The 21,059-nt window shown below is 69.3% G+C and carries 18 protein-coding genes and 1 pseudogene; 10 read left to right on the forward strand and 9 right to left on the reverse strand.

The window, feature by feature from the left end:
- The 5 genes from VFF46_RS33525 to VFF46_RS33545 form a co-directional block, all read right to left on the reverse strand.
- The coding region (locus VFF46_RS33525) for a glycosyltransferase (protein ID WP_325041260.1) at positions 1 to 1,085 on the reverse strand (1,085 nt) is incomplete at its 3' end.
- A complete protein-coding gene (locus VFF46_RS33530; protein WP_325041261.1) occupies positions 1,082 to 2,206 on the reverse strand; it encodes a glycosyltransferase family 1 protein in 1,125 nt (374 codons plus the stop codon). The genes VFF46_RS33525 and VFF46_RS33530, both read right to left, overlap by 4 nt.
- A 134-nt stretch (positions 2,207 to 2,340) precedes the next feature.
- Complete coding sequence (locus VFF46_RS33535; RefSeq protein WP_325041262.1) at positions 2,341 to 3,408, reverse strand: ABC transporter substrate-binding protein; 1,068 nt, start codon at positions 3,406 to 3,408, stop codon at positions 2,341 to 2,343.
- A 25-nt stretch (positions 3,409 to 3,433) separates the two neighbouring features.
- Complete coding sequence (locus VFF46_RS33540) at positions 3,434 to 4,255, reverse strand: ABC transporter permease (protein WP_325041263.1); 822 nt, start codon at positions 4,253 to 4,255, stop codon at positions 3,434 to 3,436.
- A complete protein-coding gene (locus tag VFF46_RS33545) occupies positions 4,252 to 5,058 on the reverse strand; it encodes an ABC transporter ATP-binding protein (protein ID WP_325041264.1) in 807 nt (268 codons plus the stop codon). Before VFF46_RS33545 ends, VFF46_RS33540 begins: the two co-directional genes overlap by 4 nt.
- A gap of 157 nt (positions 5,059 to 5,215) precedes the next feature.
- Here VFF46_RS33545 and VFF46_RS33550 point away from each other — a divergent pair, with 157 nt between their 5' ends.
- From VFF46_RS33550 to VFF46_RS33560, 3 genes are read left to right on the forward strand one after another with little or no spacing between them, the layout of a single operon-like run.
- Positions 5,216 to 6,814, forward strand: a complete 1,599-nt coding sequence (locus VFF46_RS33550) for a sensor histidine kinase (RefSeq protein WP_325041265.1) — start codon at positions 5,216 to 5,218, stop codon at positions 6,812 to 6,814.
- Entirely contained in the window at positions 6,811 to 7,494 is a 684-nt protein-coding gene (locus VFF46_RS33555) for a response regulator (RefSeq protein ID WP_325041266.1), read from the forward strand. Before VFF46_RS33550 ends, VFF46_RS33555 begins: the two co-directional genes overlap by 4 nt.
- A gap of 30 nt (positions 7,495 to 7,524) precedes the next feature.
- Complete coding sequence (locus VFF46_RS33560) at positions 7,525 to 8,742, forward strand: hypothetical protein (RefSeq protein WP_325041267.1); 1,218 nt, start codon at positions 7,525 to 7,527, stop codon at positions 8,740 to 8,742.
- A gap of 2 nt (positions 8,743 to 8,744) precedes the next feature.
- On the opposite strand, the gene VFF46_RS33565 is transcribed toward VFF46_RS33560, so the two are convergent.
- On the reverse strand, positions 8,745 to 9,731 hold the full coding sequence (locus tag VFF46_RS33565; RefSeq protein ID WP_325041268.1) for a hypothetical protein: 987 nt from the start codon (positions 9,729 to 9,731) through the stop codon (positions 8,745 to 8,747).
- A gap of 117 nt (positions 9,732 to 9,848) precedes the next feature.
- On the opposite strand from VFF46_RS33565, the gene VFF46_RS33570 reads away from it, so the two are divergent.
- Positions 9,849 to 11,423, forward strand: coding sequence for an acyl-CoA mutase large subunit family protein (locus tag VFF46_RS33570; RefSeq protein WP_325041269.1), 1,575 nt, complete (start codon positions 9,849 to 9,851; stop codon positions 11,421 to 11,423).
- Positions 11,424 to 11,639: 216 nt separating this feature from the next.
- Here the strand turns inward: VFF46_RS33570 and VFF46_RS33575 are convergent, their stop codons facing one another.
- A complete protein-coding gene (locus VFF46_RS33575) occupies positions 11,640 to 12,821 on the reverse strand; it encodes an amidohydrolase (protein WP_325041270.1) in 1,182 nt (393 codons plus the stop codon).
- Between the two features lie 256 nt (positions 12,822 to 13,077).
- Between VFF46_RS33575 and VFF46_RS33580 the strand changes: the two genes are divergently transcribed.
- From VFF46_RS33580 to VFF46_RS33605, 6 genes are all read left to right on the forward strand, one after another.
- Positions 13,078 to 14,157, forward strand: a complete 1,080-nt coding sequence (locus VFF46_RS33580) for a BMP family lipoprotein (protein ID WP_414673119.1) — start codon at positions 13,078 to 13,080, stop codon at positions 14,155 to 14,157.
- 92 nt (positions 14,158 to 14,249) lie between these two features.
- Positions 14,250 to 15,800: an ABC transporter ATP-binding protein gene (locus tag VFF46_RS33585; protein WP_325041271.1), complete on the forward strand. Its 1,551-nt coding sequence runs from the start codon at positions 14,250 to 14,252 to the stop codon at positions 15,798 to 15,800.
- Positions 15,800 to 16,996, forward strand: coding sequence for an ABC transporter permease (locus VFF46_RS33590; protein ID WP_325041272.1), 1,197 nt, complete (start codon positions 15,800 to 15,802; stop codon positions 16,994 to 16,996). The genes VFF46_RS33585 and VFF46_RS33590 overlap by 1 nt, the downstream gene beginning before the upstream one ends.
- A complete protein-coding gene (locus tag VFF46_RS33595; protein WP_325041273.1) occupies positions 16,993 to 18,294 on the forward strand; it encodes an ABC transporter permease in 1,302 nt (433 codons plus the stop codon). Before VFF46_RS33590 ends, VFF46_RS33595 begins: the two co-directional genes overlap by 4 nt.
- Positions 18,272 to 18,679 carry a cytidine deaminase gene (locus tag VFF46_RS33600; protein ID WP_325041274.1) on the forward strand — a complete coding sequence of 136 codons (408 nt, stop codon included), beginning with the start codon at positions 18,272 to 18,274 and terminating at the stop codon, positions 18,677 to 18,679. The genes VFF46_RS33595 and VFF46_RS33600 overlap by 23 nt, the downstream gene beginning before the upstream one ends.
- Entirely contained in the window at positions 18,679 to 19,956 is a 1,278-nt protein-coding gene (locus tag VFF46_RS33605; protein WP_325041275.1) for a thymidine phosphorylase, read from the forward strand. The genes VFF46_RS33600 and VFF46_RS33605 overlap by 1 nt, the downstream gene beginning before the upstream one ends.
- Here the strand turns inward: VFF46_RS33605 and VFF46_RS33610 are convergent, their stop codons facing one another.
- Together VFF46_RS33610 and VFF46_RS33615 are read right to left on the reverse strand one after the other, a co-directional pair.
- Positions 19,957 to 20,619 (reverse strand): hypothetical protein, encoded by a 663-nt coding sequence (locus VFF46_RS33610; RefSeq protein WP_325041276.1) that lies wholly within the window; start codon positions 20,617 to 20,619, stop codon positions 19,957 to 19,959.
- A 95-nt stretch (positions 20,620 to 20,714) separates the two neighbouring features.
- Positions 20,715 to 21,059 (reverse strand): annotated as a pseudogene (locus VFF46_RS33615) (ATP-binding protein); the annotation flags it as partial.

Genomic DNA, 21,059 nt, shown 5'->3' on the forward strand with positions numbered 1-21,059 from the left:
AGGGCGAGTACGGCGTCGGCCAGGTCGGCGGGGTTGGCGGGGGCCCAGCGGCCGCAGGTCTCGTCGACGAGTTCGCGGGCGCCGCCGGTGTTCGCGGTGACCACGGGGGTGCCGGCGGCGAGGGCTTCCAGGACGGCCAGACCGAAGGTTTCGCCGGGGCAGACGGAGAGTGCGATGTCGGCCTCGGCCAGGTGCTTGGCGAGCTGTTGCCGGCCGTCGACGTACCCGTGGAAGTGGACCGGCGCGTCACCGGCGATCTCCAGCAACTCGTCGAGGTGCGGGCCGGTGCCGTACACGTCCATCCGCAGGTTCACGCCGCGGCGGTGCAGTTCGGCCGCCGTGGCGACCGCCAGGTGCGGGCTCTTCTCCCGGGACAGCCTCCCGGCGTGCACGAGCTTCAGTACGCCGTCGTCCGCGGGCTCGCCCAGCGACGGGTGGAACGTGTCGAGGTCGACCCCGAGCGGGATCCGCACCAGCGGGGTGGTCACCTCGTCGAACTCGGCGGCCGCGTACCGCGAGGTCACCACGACCGCGTCGTACGTCCGGCCGAGGATCTTGTACAGCGCGGCCACGGTGGCGACCATGTGCAGCTGGCTGTACTTCACCCCGTCGGCGCCCCACCACGCCTGCCGTAGGTTCGCCCCGCCGAGCATCCGGCCGGGACGCAGTACGTCGTTGCCGCCGAGCTGACCGGGCCGTGCGGCGCCGAGCGCGAGCATCGCGTCCAGGCGTTCGTGGCTGAACAGGACCGTGCCGATGTCGTTGCGCCGGGCCCAGCGGGCGACCGGGAGCAGCGTCGACTTGTCGGAGATCTCGACCGTGGTCGGCTGGAACTTCTTCAGCAGGTCGATCACGGTCCACGGGTTGGTGATCAGGCGGTAGCCGCCGCTCACCTTCGGGGCCTTCACCCGGACCACGGTGCCGAGCTCGGTCTCGACCACCACGTCCCTCTCGCCCGGCGTGATCACGATCCGCTCGGCCCCGGCCTCGACGTACCCCTGACCGACGTGGTCGATCGCGGTCCGCATCCCGCCGGACGTCGGCCCGACGAAGTTCGCCAGCTGCGCGATTCGTAGTCCACTCATGCGACCCGCCGGACGGCCGCGGCGTCCCGGAGTACTTCGGCGTAGTGGCGGTCGACCAGGTCGTCGACGACCGCCGGCCAGGTCCGGGACTGCACCCGCTGCAGCCCGCTGGCCGCCATCCGGCCGCGCGCCGTCGGGTGGTCGAGCAGGGTCTTCACGGCGTCCCGCAGCGATCCGGGCTTGCCGGGTTCGAACAGCAGGCCGTTCTCGCCGGGGTGGATCAGGTCGAGCGGGCCGCCCGCGGCCGGGCCGACGGTGGCGACGCCGGAGGCCTGCGCCTCCTGGATCGTCTGGCAGAACGTCTCGTGCTCACCGGTGTGCACGAACACGTCCAGCCCGGCGAAGATCGAGGCCAGGTCCGCGCCGCGGCGCATCCCGAGGAAGGTTGCCGTCGGCAACGCGTTCTCCAGGGACGCGCGGTCCGGCCCGTCGCCGACGATCACGATCCGGCAGTCCAGATCGGTCAGCTCGGCGAGCCGCCGGACCTTCTTCTCCGCGGCCAGCCGGCCGACGTACCCGACGATCGGCCTGCCGTCCGGGGAGATCTCCCGGCGCCAGCTCGCGTCGCGGTGCTTGGGGTCGAACAGGTCGAGGTTCACGCCGCGGCCCCACCGGTGCACCCGCGGTACGCCGCGCTGCACGAGGGCGTCGACGGCCGAGGTCGAGGGTGCGAGGGTGCGGTCGGCGCGGGAGTGCGTCCGGGTCACCCAGCGCCAGATCCCGCGGTCCGCGGCGGCGTACCAGGGGTACTGGCGGGCGAAGCCGGCGATGTCGGTCTGGAAGATCGCGACCGTCGGTACGCCGAGCCGCCGCGCCGCGCGGAGCCCGTACGCGCCGATGATGAACGGCGACGCCAGGTGCACGAGGTCCGGCCTGAAGTCGGCCATCGCGCGCTCGATCGACGGGTCCGGCAGGCCGACCGGGTACTCCTTGTAGCCCGGCGTCCGGAAACTGCGGGCCCGCAGCACCGGTACGTCGGCGTACGTGTCGGGGCCCGGTCCGGGGGCGATGATCAGCAGGTCGTGCCCGCGGGCGCGGAGCCGGTCGGCGACGTGGCGAGCCGTGTTCGCCACGCCATTGATCTGCGGCAGGAAGGTCTCGGCCACCATCACGATTCGCACATCTCGAAGGTTCCTCACCGCTCATGAACCCTGGGCGACGCATCCGTGACACGGCGTCGATGCCCTGTCGACAGATCTACGGCCGCCGGGTGGCCATTTGGTGACCATCCGGCGGCCGGCACGACTCGGACCTCTCAGCTGAGCGGCTGAGCGGCTTGGACGAACTCGTTGGTGTAGGTCTTGGTGAGGTCGATCGACTTGCCCTTCACCTTCGGGTTGAACGCGCCCAGCACCGCCAGGCAGGTCTTCGGGCCGTCGGCAGGCATGATGCCGGTCGGGTTGAAGATGCCCTTCTCGCTGTTCAGCGCCGCGATGTACGACGCCTTGCCCACGCCGGCGTAGTAGTCCGGCGGCATCATGTCCGCGATCTGGGCGGCCGTGTGCGTCTGGATCCACTTCAGCGTGGCGACGTACGCGTTGACCAGTTTCTGTACGACGTCCTTGTGCGCCTGCACGTAGCTCGTCTGCATGTACAGCGAGGTGGCCGGGTACGTTCCGCCGAGCGACTTGGTCGCGCCGGCCGCCGTCCGCATGTCCTCGATGATGTACGCCGTCTTGTCGGCGAGCAGCTTCGACACCGTGGGCTCGGTGGTCATGCCGCAGTCGATCTGCTTGTGCTGCATGGCCGCGATGAACGTGTTGCCCGCCTGCACCCCGATCCGGGTGGTCTGGGACGGGTCGATGCCGTTCTGGGTACCGAGGTACTGGGTGAGGAAGTCGGTCGACGACCCGACGTCGGTGATGCCGAGATGACGGCCCTTCCAGTCCTTGGGGCTTGTCACCGTACCCTTCAGGTCCGACCGGCAGAGTTCGACCTCACCGGGGACCTGCAGCATCGACACGACCGACTCGGCGCTCTGGTCCTGCGCCCGGAGCGCGATCGTGTGGTCGTAGAACCCGCCGGTTCCCTGGACCTTGCCGGCCATCATCTCGGTGGTTGCGTCGACGCCGGCGCCCTCACCGATCAGGGCGACGTTGACGCCGGCCTTGGCGTAGTACCCGAGTTGCTTGGCCAGCATGAACGGCAGATAGATCTGCTTGTCCAGGCCACCGACCATGATCGTGACCTTCTCGCCGCTGACGCTGGTCGTCGACCCGGCGACCGCCTGCCCGGAACCGCCCTGGGCGTTGTTGGCACAGCCGGCCATCCCGAGTGCGACGGCGCACGCGATCGAGGTGACCACCGCGGTACGTGTTCTCATGAGTTTCTCCTTCTGTGGTGGTGATTCAGACCGCAGCGAGGTCGGCTTCGCCGTGCTGCGCCGGCCGCCAGCGCAGCAGCCGCCGCTCCAGCCGGGTGATCAGGAATTCGGCGACCAGCGCCACCACGGCCATCAGGACCATGCAGGCGAGCACACCGCTCTGGTTGAAGTTGCCTTGAGCTGTCTTGATCAGCATCCCGAGGCCGCGTTCGGCGCCCAGGAACTCGCCGACGATGGCGCCGATGATCGCGAAGCCGAAGCTGACGTGCAGGCTGGCCAGGATCCAGGTGAACGCCGACGGCAGCACGACCTGGCGGGTGACCTGCCAGCGGGACGCGCCGAGCAGCCGGGCGTTGGCCAGCAGGTTCCGGTCCACCTCGCGGGTCCCCTGGAAGGCGTTGAAGAACACGCCGAAGAAGACCAGCACGATCACCAGCAGGACCTTCGAGGTGAGCCCGAGCCCGAACGCCACCAGGAACAGCGATCCCAGCACGATCCGCGGGACCGAGTTCAGCACCTTGATGTACGGCGCCAGCACGTCCGCGAGCAGCCGGCTCCGGCCCAGCGCGATACCGGCCACGACGCCGGCCAGTACGCCGATGACGAAGCCGATCACGGCCTCCTCCATGGTCACGAAGATCTGCTCGCCGAGGCTGCCCTGCGCGGTGCCCTGGGTGACCCAGGTGACGATCTGTGACCACACGGTGCTCGGCTGACCGAAGAAGAACGGGTCGATCAGCTTGGTGCGCGCGGCCAGCTCCCAGCCGCCGAGCACGAAGACCAGCACGGCGATCCGCAACACCAGGACCAGCCGGCGCCGCGGCGTCCACGGCCGCCGGCGGTTCATGCCGCCACCCCGATCGTGGTGCTGCGCGCGTACGCCTCGGCGACCTCGGCCCGCAGCGCCTCCCAGATGTGCCCGTACAGTGCGACGAACCGTGGATCGAAGCGGATCTCCTGGACGACGCGCGGCCGCGGCAGGTCGATGGCGAACTCCGCCTTCACCGTGCCCGGACCGGCCGTGAGTACGACGACCTTGTCGGCGAGCGCGATCGCCTCCTCGAGGTCGTGGGTGACGAAAACGACGGCCGGCTTGGTCTGGTCCCACAACGACAGCAGCTCGGTCGACATGATCGATCGGGTCTGTACGTCGAGGGCGCTGAACGGCTCGTCCATCAGCAGGATCCTGGGCTGGTTGATCAGCGACTGGGCGAGCGCCACCCGCTTGCGCATACCGCCCGACAGTTGGTGCGGGTACCGGTCCTCGAATCCGGCCAGCCCCACCCGGCGCAGCCAGTCCCGCGCCTGGGTCCGGGCCTCGGCCTTCGGGGTCCCGCGGAACAGCGGGCCCGCGGCCACGTTGTCCAGGACGTTCTTCCACGGGAACACCGCGTCCTGCTGGAAGACGAAGCCTGTCGTGGGGGCGATACCGCGCACCGGCTGCCCGTCGACCAGCACCTCGCCCGCCGACGGCTGCTCCAGCCCGGACACCAGCGTCAGCGTGGTGGACTTGCCGCAACCGGTCGGTCCGACGACGGCGCAGAACTCGCCGTCGGCCACGGTCAGGTCCAGGTCCTTGAGCGCGGTATAGGTTCCGCCGTCGGCGGTGCGGAACCGTTTGGTGACCCCGCGAAGCTCGATGGCCGTCATGGTGTGCTCCTTCAGTCGTGAGTGGCGTCACACTAAGAAGCAAGCGACAGCGGCAGGAACCCTTGTCCGCGTTGCGCAAGTTAGTCGCGATAGCCGTGGTTTTGTGCGTTCTGTTCAGCCACTCTGGGGTGATCGCGCGACCGGAAGGAGGTGCCGCGTGGCCACCCTGGCCTCCCGGATCCTGCTCGCCGTACTGGCGATCCTCGGACTGACGATGGCCGCGGGCCTGGCGCTGTACGTGTCGGTGACGCGGGACACGGTCGACGCCAACGCCGAGGAACGGGCCGCGAGCATCGCCACCTCGGTGGCGGATCAGCCGCTGGTCGCGCAGGCCATCGGCGATCCCACGGTCCGGGCCGAGCTCCGCGCCGTGGCGGCGCGGGTGGTGGCCGACACCGGTGCGTCGTACGTCGTCGTCATCGGCGCGGACGGAGTGCGGTACACGCACCCGATCGGGACCCTGGTCGGACAGCGGGTCGAGGAGGCCGTGGTGGCACTCGACGGCAAGGTGCACACCGGCGTGGACAACGGCAGCCTTGGCCGGTCCGCGAACGCGCGGGTCCCGATCCGGAACACCGCCGGTACGCCGATCGGCGAGGTGTCGGTCGGCATCCGGGAAAGCGATGTCTCGGCCCGGGTCAGCCACGTCGTCTGGCCGGTGGTCTTCTATACGGCGCTCGTACTGGCGATCGGCGTCGCCGCGTCGCTGATCCTGGCCCGCGCGATCAAGCGCGCGACGTTCGGGCTCGAGCCCGCCGAGATCGTCGCGCTGGTACAGGAACGCGAGGCGATGCTGCACGGCATCCGGGAAGGTGTGATCGCCTTCGACCGGGGCGGGCGGGTGAACGTGCTGAACGACGAGGCCCGCCGGCTGCTGGATCTGCAGGCCGCGCGGCTGGGCCAGTCGCTCGAGGAACTGGTTCCACCAGGGCGGCTGCGGGATCTGCTGTCCGGCGCCGTGCAGGGCACCGACGTGGTTGTTGTCACCGACAACCATCTCCTGGTGCTGAACCGGATGCCGGTCATCGTGGCCGGCCGCAGCGCGGGCTGGGTGGTGACGATCCGGGACCGTACCGAGTTCGAGGCACTGGTCCGCCAGCTCGACTCGGTGGAGGCACTGACCACGGCGTTGCGGGCGCAGGAGCACGAGTACTCGAACCGCCTGCATGTGCTGTCGGTGCTGCTCGGCATCGGCGAGGTCGAGGAGGCGACGGCGTACGCCGAAGAGGTGATCGGGCAGTCCTCCCTGGCCGCCGATGTCGTCCGTTCCCGGATCGCGCCGCCGGTGGTGGCGGCCCTGCTGATCGCGAAGACCACGGTGGCGGCCGAGCGCGACGTCGAGGTGCGGCTCGCTCCGGGCAGCGAGCTGCCGGTCGCGGACCTCGACTACACGCCACTCCTGACCGTGCTCGGCAACCTGATCGACAATGCGATCGACGCCATGTCCGGTGTAGCGGGCCCGGCCCATCCACGCGGAAGGGTGACGGTGGAGCTGGACGGCAGCACGAGTGACGTCCATCTGGTGGTTTCCGACACCGGGCCAGGGATCCCGGCGGACCGGCTGGACGACGTGTTCGTGGACGGTTACTCCACCAAGGAGCCCCGGCCCGGCGGGATGCGGCGCGGGGTCGGGCTCGCCCTCGTGCACCGCCTGGTACGGCGGGCCGGCGGAACGATCACGGTGTCGTCACCGGCGGGGGCGCGGTTCGAAGTACGGCTGCCGTTGCGCAGCAGGACGAAGGAGACGGTGTCGTGATCCGGACGCTGGTCGTCGACGACGACTTCCATGTCGCGCACGCGCACGCTCGGAGCGTGGCGAAGGTGCCGGGCTTCGTCGTGGTCGGTGAGGCGCACTCGGCGGCAGAGGCGCACCAATTGGTGACCACGGCAACGCCGGACCTGCTGCTCCTCGACATGTACCTGCCGGACCGGACCGGCCTCGACCTCGTCCGGCAACTGGCCGCCGAGTCGCCGGAGACCGGCGTACCGGACTTCATCCTGATCACGGCGGCCCGCGACATCGAGTCGGTCCGGGCGGCGATCCAGCTGGGCGCGATCTACTACCTGGTGAAGCCGTTCGCGTTTCCGGCACTGCGCGAGCAGCTCGAGGCGTACCAGCACTGGCGGTTGCGGCTCAGCGAGGCCCGGGAGGCCGACCAGGACACCGTCGACACCCTGTACAGCATGCTCCGTTCGCCGGCCGCCGACGCCCGCCAACGGCGCCGGCTGCCGGCCACGATGGCGCGGGTGCTCGACACCGTGGCCGGTGCCGCGACGGCCGTCAGCGCGGCGGACGTGGCCGAGAACCTCGGCGTCAGCCGGCCCACGGCGCAGCGGTACCTGGCCATCCTGGTCCAGCGCGGCCTGGTCGACCTCGACCTCGCGTACGGCGCCACCGGCCGCCCGGAACACCGCTATTCCGCCCGGCGCCGCTGACCCGAACCCGGGCTGTGCTTGGTTGGTGGTATGCGAACTCTGGGGATCGTTGTCGCGGTGGTGGTCGTGCTCGGCGCGCTGCTGTGGTGGTGGGGGAGCCGGGCGACCCGGCGGGACGTCGACAAGAACCTGATCAGCTGGTGGGGTACGCGGAACGGCTGGCGCTACACGACCGGTACGGACGGGCTGCTCGACCGGTTCCGCGGTGCGCCGTTCGATCAGGGGACCAGCCACGACGTACAGGATCTGCTGTCGGGCAACACGATCGCGGGCCGGCCGGGGTTGCTGATGCAGTTCAGCTGGTACTTCACGCCCGACCTGCCGCAGTCCTCGTCGACCGGGTCGAGCGGGCTGCGGAGCGGGATCTGCGCGGCCGCCGTCGTCGAGCTGCCGACCGCGTTGCCGGAGCTGACGGTACGGCGGTCCGCGCCGGAGGACGTCGTCCGCGGGCACGGGATCGAGTTCGAGAGCGGCCGCTTCAACGAGCGGTTCCGGGTCACGAGCAACGACCCGAAGTTCGCGCACGACGTGGTGAACCCGCGGGTGATGGAGCTGCTGCTGGACGATCCCGAGCCGCCGCACTTCCGGATCGAGGGTGCGACGCTGGCCGTCTGGCGGGACGGCAAGGTGGGTACGCCGCCGGAGCTCGGCGCGCTCGCGGACTTCGCGGGCCGGCTGCTCGAACTGGTCCCGGCGTTCGCGCTCGAGGGCGGCGGTACCGGCGACGGCCCGATCTCCACGATGCCGCCGGAGCTGCTCGGTGAGTCGCCGAGCGGGGCGATCGCGTTCCTGCAGAAGCTCGACCACCGCGGGTACCACATCGAGCGGTACGAACACGTCGCGGCGCTGTGGCGGCAGCGGAAGTGGGCGGTGTGCGTGAAGATCGACGTACCGACGCTCTGGCCGGAGTGCATGACGGTGCCGAAGGCACTCGCGCCGTCCGGGATCATCGCGCGGTTCGACGACGAGTACCTGACCGGCGATCCGGCGTACGACGTCCTCTTCGCCACCGGCACGCCGCGCCCGGACTTCGCCAAGGTCGTGCTGACCCCCGCGATGACAGCCTTCCTGGCCAACGACAAACGGGCCCAGCAAGCGCACTTCATCTTCCAGTCCGCCCACCAGGGCCAGGTCAACGTCATGGCCTACGGCCGCCTGACCGACCAGGCGCTCGCCGACACCCTCACCGACCTGGCCTGCGACCTCTACGAACACCTGACACCCGAAGCCCTCGCGTTCCGGAAGTGAGCTCAGGTCATCTGGAGGAAGAACCAGTCGTTGAACAGGGTCAGGCGCGTCTGCTTGGACGGTGTGACCTCCAGGCTGACCCGCCACCCGGCGACGTACGCGATGTGCGACCGTCCGTCGAGGTGCCGGCCGATCCACTCCTGTACGGGCGTGACCGCGTCGCCGCGGAGGTGCCCGAAGACGGTCGTCCGGAGCTGTTCGAAGGCCTTGCCCGTGGTCGCGCCCGTCGCGGCGGTGCCGACGAGGTAGGTGAGGCCGCCGTCGTCCGGGCCGGAGAACTTGAGCGCGAGGCCCGGTCGGTCGGCGTACCTGCCCTGACAGGTCTCGTGATCGGCCGCGCAGGTGTATCCGTCGGCAGTGAGAGCCTTCGCGAGTTCGGGCTCGGTGGTGCCGAGGCTCAGTGACGGCACCTTGAGCTGCTTGTTCCCGAACTTCTCCGCATTCAGCACGGTCTTCTTGCCACGGGCGAGCATCTCGTACTTGCCCCAACTTCCCTCCGACGCACCGCCCCAGCTGTTGCGCAAAGTGGACAGCAACCCCGGGACATCCTTCGGGAACGCCACCTGACCGACGGCAGCTGTCGTCGCCTGGAGCGTCGGCGCGGTCTCACCCTTGCCCTTCACATCGATGGTCAGCGCGCCGACCGTACCGTCCGGCTGGTACTGGTAGACGACCGCGATCGACGTACCGCTCTCCTCCGCGAAGCAGCCGGAGTGCCCGCCGTCGGCGGTGGTGAACCGCACGCTGCACTCGAGCCCACGCCCGGCCAGCGTGTCCGCGAGCGTCTTCGCCGCGCCGCTCATCACCCCACCCACCGAGACCCCCTCGGCCAGGCTCTGCCCGGAGTCCTGCGTGACAGTCGCGGTCGGGGTGTCCCGCCGTACGAGGAAGAAGGTGGCGGCGCCTCCGACGAGCAGGACGGCCAGCACACCGGCGAGTACGAACGGCCAGGCGGCGCGGCGCGGGGCAGCTGGATCGTGCAGGGACATGGGGCGGGCCTTTCACGCGGAGGCGTGGAATGTATCGCAGGGTGTGTGCCGGAGCACACACGGGCGACGTGCGCTGGTGCATACCAGTCGGGTGGTGGTTCGGAATACCTTGGGGGGATGAGTCATCGCAGCGAGTCGGGGTTCGAGTTCGCGCCGGTGTACGGGCCGCTGGAGGGGTTCGACCCGGCGGTCAAGCTCGGGGAGCCGGGGCAGTACCCGTACACCCGGGGGGTGTACCCGACGATGTACACCCAGCGGCCGTGGACGATGCGGCAGTACGCCGGGTTCGGGACCGCGGCCGAGTCGAACCAGCGGTACCACCAGCTGATCGACCACGGTACTCACGGCCTGTCCGTGGCCTTCGACCTGCCGACCCAGATGGGGTACGACTCCGACGCCCCGATCGCGCACGGCGAGGTCGGCAAGGTGGGCGTGGCGATCGACTCGATCGACGACATGCGGGTGCTGTTCGACAAGATCCCGCTGGACCAGGTCTCCACCTCGATGACGATCAACGCGCCGGGGTCCGTGCTGCTCCTGCTGTACCAACTGGTCGCCGAGGAGCAGGGCGTCTCCGGTGACAAGCTCACCGGCACGATCCAGAACGACGTACTGAAGGAGTACATCGCCCGCGGCACCTACATCTACCCGCCGAAGGAGTCGCTGCGGCTGATCAGCGACATCTTCGCGTACTGCCAGGCGGAGCTGCCGCGCTGGAACACGATCTCGATCTCCGGCTACCACATGGCCGAGGCCGGTGCGACGCCCGCGCAGGAGATCGCGTTCACGCTGGCGAACGGGATCGAGTACGTGCGGGCCGCGATCGCGTCCGGGCTGGACGTGGACGAGTTCGCGCCGCGGCTGTCGTTCTTCTTCGTCGCCCGGACGACGCTGCTCGAGGAGGTCGCGAAGTTCCGCGCGGCGCGGCGGATCTGGGCGCGGGTGATGCGGGACGAGTTCGGCGCCAAGAATCCCAAGTCGCTGATGCTGCGGTTCCACACGCAGACGGCCGGGGTGCAGTTGACGGCGCAACAGCCCGAGGTCAACCTCGTCCGGGTCGCGATCCAGGGCCTGGCCGCCGTCCTCGGCGGTACGCAGTCCCTGCACACGAACTCGTACGACGAGGCGATCGCCCTCCCCACCGAGAAGGCCGCCCGTCTCGCGCTCCGCACCCAGCAGGTCCTCGCGTACGAAACCGACGTCACGGCGACGGTCGACCCGTTCGCCGGCTCGTACGTCGTCGAGTCGCTGACCGACGAGGTCGAGGCCGCCGCCGTCGAACTGATGGACCAGGTCGAGGAGTACGGCGGCGCCGTCGCCGCGATCGAGCAGGGCTTCCAGAAACAGGAGATCGAACGCTCGGCGTACCGGATCGCCCAGCAGATCGACGCGGCCGAGCGCGTCGTCGTCGGCATGAACAAGTTCAAGATCGCCGAAGAGGAACCGTACGAACCCCTCCGCGTCGACCCCGCCATCGAAGCCCAGCAGGTAGCCCGCCTCACCACCCTCCGCGCCACCCGCGACCAGGCCCTGGTGGACGAAACCCTTGCCGCCCTCAAAAAAGCCGCCCAAGGCAACGAAAACTGCCTCTACCCCATGAAAGCAGCCCTCAAAGCCCAAGCCACCGTAGGCGAAGTCTCCAACACCCTCCGCGAAGTCTGGGGCGTCTACATCCCCGCCGACACCTTCTGAGAACGTCTACGCAGCACGTTCGTTAGTCCTCGGCTGGTGATTGCTGCATCTGCTCAGCTGCTCGACCTGTGGCGGGGCGGGCCGGGGCTTGTTGCGCGTCGTGCGGGCGGTGACACGTCCGCCGGCGCCGGTGCCTCCGCCCGGTAGTACCTGAGGCGCACCCGCCGAAGGCGGCAAAAGGCAGTCGCCGCGGAGCGGTGGCCTTTCGGGGTGGGGTTAGTCGAGGAGGGCGGTGGAGGTGAGGATTGTGGTGCCTAGGGTGATGGCTTCTTCGGAGGGGGTGAAGCCGGGGGTGTGGAGGTCGGCGGCGGTTTCCTGGGTGGGGGGACGGACGCCCAGGCGGGCCATGGCGCCGGGGACGTGTTCGAGGTACCAGGCGAAGTCCTCGCCGCCGAGGCTCTGGTCGGTGGGGGCGATGGCGCTGGTGCCGAGGGTCTGGTGGACGGCGTTCTGCAGGACGCTGATCGCGGTGGTGTCGTTCATGACGGGCGGTACGCCGTGCGTGACCTCGGTGTCGACCTGCACGCCGTACGGGGCGACCAGCTGACTCGCCAACGACGGGATGAGCTCCTCGGCGAGGCGCCAGGCGGTGGCGTCGAGGCAGCGCAGGGTACCTTCGGCCTCGCCGCGGGACGGGATCGCGTTGGCGGCGGAGCCGGAGGTGATGCGGCCCCAGACCAGGGACATGCCGGCCCGCGGGTCGATCCGGCGGGAGAGCGCGGCGGGGAGCTCCGACACCAGGGTGGCGAGCGCGTAGACGAGGTCCGCGGTGAGGTGCGGCCGGGACGTGTGGCCGCCCGGCCCGGTGAGTCGTACCAGCAGCTTGTCGGCGGCCGCGGTGAGTGCGCCGACCCGGAGCCCGACCTGGCCGACCTGCAGCCGCGGGTCGCAGTGCAGGCCGTAGATCCGCCGTACGCCGTCCAGCCCGCCGGCCGCGATCACCCCGAGCGCGCCGCCGGGCATGACCTCCTCGGCGGGCTGGAAGATCACCCGAACCCGCCGGTCCAGCTGCCCGTCGCGCGCCATCCCTGCCAGCACCAGCGCGGCGCCGAGCAGCGCGGACGTGTGTACGTCGTGCCCGCACGCGTGCGCCACCCCGTCGATCGTGGACCGCCACGGCGCCTCCACCGCGTCCGGCACCGGGAGCGCGTCGATGTCGGCCCGCAGCGCGACGCACGAGTCGCCGGCGCCGATGTCGCAGATCAGCCCGGTCCCGGTCGGCAGCACCCGCGGCGTCAGCCCGGCCTCGACCAGGTGCTTCTCGAGCAGCTCGGTCGTCCGTACCTCGTGCCATCCGAGCTCGGGGTGCGCGTGCAGGTCACGGCGTACGGCGACCATGTCCTCGCGCACCGCCTCGACCCGCGCCAGGACGTCGGCTACCAGCAGCTGATGACTCATCCCGAGATTGTGACACCCCGGCCCGACATGCACGGACCGTGAGGATGACCACGGAGCGTGCACACCGTGATCCCGGAACAGCGGTCGGTGACCAGACCGGAGAAGTTGTCGAAATGTGACGCAAACGCCGGTCACTTTCCGGTATCGAGGCCTGCTCGACGTTCAAAGAAAGACGGACCGCGCCCTATAGTCTGCGGATGGTACGTGGGGGAAGGCGTGCCGGTAAAAGGATTCTGGTCGACGAAGGAGACGTCCGGTGAAGAAGTACGTGCGGGGAACGGCGATCGTGGGCGTACTGACGCTCGCCGTCGCCGCGTGTGGCAGCAAGCCGACCACCAGCAGTTCGGGCGGCAACAGCGCCAACAAGAACTTCAAGGCCTGCATGGTCTCCGACTCGGGGGGCTTCGACGACAAGTCGTTCAACCAGACGTCGTACAAGGGCCTGCAGGACGCGGTGAAGGAGCGGGGTCTCACCGAGGTCAAGGCCGAGTCGAAGTCCGACAACGACTACCCGACCAACACGACCGCGATGGTCGCTGCCAAGTGCAACGTGATCGTGTCGGTCGGCTTCAAGCTCGAGGACGCCACCGACAAGGCGGCCAAGGCCAACCCGAGCATCAAGTTCGCCATCGTCGACTCGGCGCCGGCCAAGCCGATCACCAACCTCAAGCCGTTGCTGTTCAACACCGCGCAAGCTGCCTTCCAGGCCGGGTACCTGGCCGCCGGGATGACGAAGACCGGCAAGGTCGGCACCTTCGGCGGCGTCAAGATCCCGCCGGTGACCATCTACATGGATGGTTTCGCCGAGGGTGTGCGCTACTACAACAAGCAGAAGGGCAAGAACGTCCAGGTCCTCGGCTGGGACGACGCGAAGCAGACCGGCCTGTTCAGCGGTGACTTCGAGGACAAGGCGAAGGGCCAGACCACCGGCCAGAACCTGATCACCCAGGGCGCCGACATCATCTTCCCGGTGGCCGGCCCGTCCGGTCTGGGTGGTCTGCAGGCGGCCAAGGCGACCAACGGCAAGGTGAACGCGATCTGGGTCGACACCGACGGTTGCGTGAGCGCCCCGGAGTACTGCTCGGAGCTGATCACCAGCGTCAACAAGGGCATGGACGTAGCCGTCAAGGACGCGGTCGAGTCGGTCGTCGACAACAAGTTCGACAACACCACGTACGTCGGCACGCTGCAGAACGGTGGTACCGGGCTGGCGCCGTACCACCAGTTCGACAGCAAGGTCCCGGCCGACCTGAAGAAGGAAGTCGACCAGCTCAAGGCCGACATCATCAGTGGCAAGATCACCATCGAGTCCAAGGCGCAGCCGGCGGCGTCCTGAGCCACGGCGTCACCGCGTAGTACGGTGCGAGCCAGGAGGCGTCCCCCATCACAGGGACCTTCCTGGCTCGCCGTCTGAAGGGAAGGCTGCGCATGCATCTCGAGCTGTCCGGGCTGACCAAGGCTTTCGGCTCGCTGGTCGCCAACGATCACATCGACCTGGTGATCGAGCCGGGGGAGATCCATTGCCTGCTCGGTGAGAACGGGGCCGGTAAGACCACGCTGATGAACATGCTCTACGGGCTGCTGCAGCCCGACTCGGGTGAGATCCTGATCGACGGCGAGAAGGTGCGGATCACCTCGCCGAGTGACGCGATCAAGCACGGCATCGGCATGGTGCACCAGCACTTCATGCTGATCCCGGTGTTCACCGTCGCCGAGAACATCATGCTCGGCCGGGAGAACACCCGGGCCGGCGGCGTACTGGACCGCAAGGGCGCGCACGCGCTGGTCACCGAGCTGTCCGACCGGTACGGGCTCGAGGTCGACCCCGAGGCGCTGGTGGAGGACATCCCGGTCGGGATCCAGCAGCGGGTGGAGATCATCAAGGCGCTCAGTCACAACGCCCAGGTGCTGATCCTGGACGAGCCGACCGCGGTGCTCACGCCGGCCGAGATCGACGAGCTGATCGACGTCATGCGGCAGCTCAAGGAGAACGGTACGTCGATCGTCTTCATCACCCACAAGCTCAAAGAGGTGCAGGCGATCGCGGACACCATCACCGTGATCCGCCGTGGCAAGGTGGTCGGCGAGGCCGAGCCGTCGGTGTCCGAGGAGGAGCTCGCCGAGCTGATGGTCGGCCGTGCGGTCGACCTGGTGGTGGACAAGGCGCCGGCCGACCCGCAGGACGCCGTACTGCGGGTCGACGGCCTGACCGTGATCGACGAGCGCGGATTCACCGCCGTCGACAAGGTGGACCTGGAGGTCCGGGCCGGCGAGATCCTCGCGGTGGCCGGCGTCCAGGGCAACGGTCAGACCGAGCTCGCCGAGGCACTACTCGGGCTGACCCCGATCGCGTCCGGGCGGATCTCGCTCGACGGCCACGACCTGACCGGTACGTCGACCCGGCACCGGCTGGAGTCCGGTATCGGCTACGTCCCGGAGGACCGCGGGCACGACGGTTTCGTCGGCCCGTTCTCGGTCGCCGAGAACCTGATCCTCAACCTGTTCCGCGAGCCGCCGTTCGGCAAGGGGCTGGCACTGCGGACCGACGAGATCGAGAAGAACGCGCTGGCCCGGGTGGAGGAGTTCGACATCCGCACCCAGGGCATCGATCAGCCCGTGTCGTCGCTGTCCGGCGGCAACCAGCAGAAGGTCGTGCTGGCCCGCGAGCTGTCCCGCCCGCTGAAGCTGCTGGTCGCGTCGCAGCCGACCCGCGGCGTCGACGTCGGCTCGATCGAATTCATGCACAACCGGATCGTGCAGGAGCGCGACCGGGGTACGGCGGTACTGATCGTGTCCACCGAACTCGACGAGATCGCCGCGCTCGCGGACCGGATCGCGGTGATGTACCGCGGCAAGGTCGTCGCCGTCGTACCCGCCGACACCCCGCGCGACGAGCTCGGCCTGATGATGGCCGGCGCGTCCAAGTCCGAGGCACACCACGAGGCGATCGAGCACCCGACCACGTTGGGAACCATCTGATGAGCACTGAGACAGCGGCGGCGCCCGCTCCCACACCGGCCAAGGAACCGCAGCGGTCCGGCCTGCCGTCCTGGGTCGTCCAGGCGTTGGTGTCGCTGAGCGCGATCGTGCTCGCGCTGGTGGTGGGGGCGATCCTGATCATCGTCGGCGACGCGCAGGTGCAGAAGGCGGTCGGATACTTCGGGGCCGCGCCGATGGACACCATCTCGGCGGCCGCGAGCGCGGTCGGCCAGGCCTACAAGACGCTGGCCGTCGGCGCGTTCGGCGGGATCTCGCCGATCAGCGAGTCGTTGACGCAGGCAACACCACTGATCTGCGGAGGTCTGGCGGTGTCACTGGCGTTCCGCACCGGGTTGTTCAACATCGGTGCCCAGGGCCAGCTGATCGCCGGCGCGATTCTTGCGGCGTACGTCGGCTTCGCCTGGCACCTGCCGCCGGTGCTGCACGTCGTCCTCGCGCTGATCGCCGGCCTGATCGGCGGAGCGTTGTGGGGCGGTGTGGTCGGCCTGCTGAAGGCCCGGACCGGCGCCCACGAGGTGATCGTGACGATCATGCTGAACTACGTCGCGCTCTACCTGCTGCAGTGGTTGCTGACCACAAAGACCTTCCAGCGGCCCGGGCGGACCGACCCGATCTCGCCGATCGTGGACAGCAACGCGCAGTACCCGAAGTTCGGCGACACCCGCCTGCACGTCGGGTTCCTGCTCGCGCTGGTGGCGGCGGTGTTCGTCTGGTGGCTGCTGAACCGCTCGACGATCGGCTTCGAGCTCCGCGCCGTCGGTGCGAACGCGGACGCGTCCCGCACGGCCGGTATGTCGGTCGGCAAGGCGTACGTGATCGCGATGCTCGTCGCGGGCGCGCTCGCCGGTCTGGCCGGCACCCAGCAGGTCCTCGGCACCGACCTGCCGCTGACCGACGGGGTCGCCGCCTCGGTCGGCTTCGATGCGATCACCGTCGCGCTGCTGGGTCGCGGTACGCCGATCGGCACCGTGCTGGCCGGCCTGCTCTTCGGCGCCCTGAACGCGGGCGGTCTGCAGATGCAGCTGATCACCCAGACCCCGCTGACCTTGACCACTGTCCTGCAGGCCGTGATCGTGCTGTTCGTCGCGGCTCCGGCGCTGGTGCGCTCGGTCTTCCGCTTCCTGCCCAAGGAACGCGGCGCCGGCGCAGTCCTCGCGAAAGGCTGGAACGGATGAGCGAGACAACTCCCGACGCCGTACCTGCGGCTGCGCCGAAACCTGAGGTCATCGAGGGGCCGGCCGAGCGTACCCGTCGGCAGCGCGTCGGTGGCGTGATGCTGGTGTTCGCGTTGATCGGCCTCGGTCTGGCGATCTTCACCAAGAGCGGCAAGGCGACGTTCCAGCTCGTGTCCGGCGACCTGCAGCACAATCTGCTCGGGCTGCCGGCCCAGGCGGTCGGGCTGATCCTCGGGATCCTCGGGGTGGCGGCCGCGATCGCTTACGTCGTTCCCTCGGTCCGGCACCGTGTCCCGCAGCGGTACGCCGGGTGGCTGGCCGCCGTACTGGGACTCTGCTTCATCGGCGCGTTCCTGTGCTGGGCCTCGGCCGGCAAGACGTTCCCACTGGCGAACCAGTTCCAGGGCACGCTGAACTTCGCGACCCCGCTGATCCTCGGTGCGCTGGCCGGGGTGATGTGCGAGCGGGCCGGGGTCATCAACATCGCGATCGAGGGCCAGTTCCTGGTCGGCGCGTTCACGGCGGCGATCGTGTCGAGTACGACGCACAGCGGTGCGGCGGCACTGATCGCCGCAGCCGCCAGCGGTGTGGTGATGGCCGCGCTGCTGGCCGTGTTCTCGATCAAGTACCTGGTCAACCAGGTCGTGCTCGGTGTCGTCCTGGTGGTGTTCGCGACCGGCATCACCGGCTTCCTGTTCGACCAGTTCATGCAGCCGAACGCGGACACGCTGAACGTGCCCACTGTGCTGTCGGCGATCAAGATCCCGGGGCTGGGGGACATCCCGTTCATCGGGCCGATCCTGTTCAACCAGACGATCCTGGTGTACCTGATGTACGTCGCGGTCGCGGTCGTCACGTTCGTGCTCTTCCAGACCCGCTGGGGCCTGCGGATCCGTGCGGTCGGCGAGCACCCGAAGGCCGCGGACACGGTCGGGATCAAGGTCAAGCGGATCCGGTACTCCGCGGTACTCGCGGCCGGCATCCTCGCGGGTCTCGGCGGCTCCTTCTTCACGGTCGGGTTCGCCGGTTCGTTCAGCAAGGAGATGACCGCGGGCAACGGGTTCATCGCGCTGGCCGCGTTGATCATGGGGCGCTGGCATCCGATCGGCGCGACGGTCGCCGCGCTGTTCTTCGGGTTCGCGACCCAGTTGCAGTCCCAGCTCCAGATCATCCGGACCCCGATCCCCGGCGAGCTCCTGCTGATGGCGCCGTACCTGGCCACCATCATCGCGGTCGCCGGCCTGGTCGGCAGAGTCAGAGCACCAAAGGCCGACGGTGAGCCCTACGTCACCGAGTGAGTTCGACTGGCCGGCGCTCCGGGCGGTGGCCGTCGACGTGATGCACCGCGCGTATGCGCCGTACTCCGAGTTCCCCGTGGGGGCGGCGGCGTACGTCGACGACGGGCGGGTTGTTGCTGGGTGCAACGTGGAGAACGCTTCGTACGGGATTACCTTGTGTGCGGAGTGTGGGCTGGTGTCTGAGTTGCATCGGACCGGGGGTGGGCGGCTGGTGGCGTTCACGTGTGTGGATCGGCACGGGCATCTGCTCACGCCGTGTGGACGGTGCCGGCAGTTGCTGCACGAACACGGCGGCCCGGGGCTGCTGATCGAGACGACGACGGGGATCCGGCCGCTGCGTGAGCTGCTGCCGGACGCGTTCGGACCTGAGTTCCTGGAGGAGTAATGAGCTTCGACGCCGTGGACGTGATCCGCACCAAGCGCGACGGGGGCGAGCTGAGCGACGGCCAGATCGACTGGGTGCTCGACGCCTACACCAAGGGCGACGTGGCCGACGAGCAGATGTCCGCGCTCGCGATGGCGATCCTGCTGAACGGCATGAACCGCCGCGAGATCGCCCGCTGGACCGCCGCGATGATCGCGTCCGGTGAGCGGATGGACTTCGGCAAGCTGTCCCGCCCGACCGCCGACAAGCACTCGACCGGCGGCGTCGGCGACAAGATCACGTTGCCGCTGGCACCGTTGGTGGCGGCCTGCGGGGTCGCCGTACCGCAGCTGTCCGGCCGCGGCCTCGGCCACACCGGCGGCACCCTGGACAAGCTGGAGTCGATCCCCGGCTGGCGCGCCGCGCTGTCGAACGACGAGCTGATGCAGCAGCTGGCGGACGTCGGCGCGGTGATCTGCGCTGCCGGCGACGGCCTGGCCCCGGCGGACAAGAAGCTGTACGCGCTGCGTGACGTGACCGGCACCGTCGAGGCGATCCCGCTGATCGCCAGCTCGATCATGAGCAAGAAGATCGCCGAGGGTACCGGTGCGCTGGTGCTGGACGTGAAGGTCGGCTCCGGCGCGTTCATGAAGGAGCTCGCCGACGCCCGCGAACTGGCCGAGACGATGGTTGCCCTCGGCACGGACGCCGGCGTACGGACCGTTGCCCTGCTCACCGACATGTCCGTCCCGCTCGGCCGGACCGCCGGAAACGCCCTGGAGGTCCGGGAATCGGTCGAGGTCCTGGCCGGCGGCGGTCCCGCCGACGTGATCGAACTGACCGTTGCCCTGGCCAACGAGATGCTCGCCGCGGCCGGAGTCACCGGCGTGGATCCGGCCGAGAAGCTCCGCGACGGTACGGCGATGGACGCCTGGCGCGCGATGATCTCGGCCCAGGGCGGCGACCCCACGGCCGTACTGCCGGTCGCTCCCGAGCAGCACGTCGTACCGGCCCCGGCTTCCGGCGTACTGTCCAAGCTGGACGCGCTCGCCGTCGGTGTCGCCGCCTGGCGACTGGGTGCGGGCCGCGCTCGCAAGGAAGACCCGGTGTCAGCCGTGGCCGGGGTGGAGATGCACGCCAAGCCGGGCGATCGCATCCAGGAGGGCCAGCCGCTGCTGACCCTGCATACCGAAGATGCCTCCCGCATCGACCGTGCCCTGGAGTCCCTGACCGACGCGATCGCGGTTGCCGACTCCTACCAGCCCGGTCCGTTGGTGATCGACCGCATCACCGCCTGATCAGTTGGCGGGGGCGGTCAGGCGGGTGCGCTGGTCTTTCGCCAGCGTGGTGATCAGGGCGGTGTCCGGGGTCAGCGTGGTGCCGAGGGCGGCAGCCTCGCGGATGGTGAGTTCGACGACCATCTGGCCGATCGCGAGGCTGGCCTCGGCGGTGGCGACGGACTGGTCGGTGCCGCCGTCGTACTCGACCTTCGCGTCGGTGAGGGCGTCCGGTACGGCGAACGGGTGCTCGTGGGTGTCCTGCTTCCACAGACCGCTCTGCAGGGTCTGCGCCTTCGCGGCCGAGGCGGTCTTGAACAGCTGGACGGTGAAGCGCTTCTTCTTGTCGGGGCTGAGCCGGGTCGCCCGGTAGCCCTCGACGAAGCCGGCGTTCAGCAGCAGGGCGCGGTCCAGCGCGGGATCCGCGGACCAGGTGTTCAGGTACGACGTCGCGGTGAAACCGCCGGTGGGGTTGCCCGGATCCTCGACGTACCCGCGGGGGAGCGCGACCAGGTCCGCGAGCGTGCTCTTCGCGGTCTTGTCCGCCGTACCGGTGAGCGCCGAGTGCTTCGCGGCCGGCGTCTCGGCAGCACTCGCCGAACCCGCTCCGTCATTGCCGCATCCGGTCACAGCCAGCAGCAGCCCGGTCACTAGAACGGCAATTCCTGCAGCATTCCGTGTCACGGTCCCTCTCCGTCCGGCCACTCGCCCCCGAGTGCATCCGATGATCCGCCTTGATACCAACAGAAGTTGGTTAACTTCAGGCGAACAATCTTGTTTCAGGATGAGGTCGTCGTGGTGAGAAGGGTCTCGATGCGGGCCCGGGCGGCCTTCGGGTGCAGGGGTTCGCAGCCGGCGGCGACGCAGCGGCTGACCACCTGCGGATCGTCACGGAGCAGCAACAGACCGCGACGGAGCAACGTCAGCGGGGGTTTGCGGTGCTCGCGGAGGTCGCGCTGGAAGCGGCGCGCGAACGTGACGATCCGGTGGTGGTACACGCAGATCGCGGCCGCCAGCAGGCCGCGTTCGGCGAGCGCGCCGGTGATCCGGTCCGCGAAGATGCCCTCGGCAACGATCAGCGGGGCGTCGCCGATGCTGAACGGCCGGTGCCCGACGGTGCCGTC

The organism is Kribbella sp. (genome assembly GCF_035655035.1).
Lineage (GTDB): Bacteria > Actinomycetota > Actinomycetes > Propionibacteriales > Kribbellaceae > Kribbella.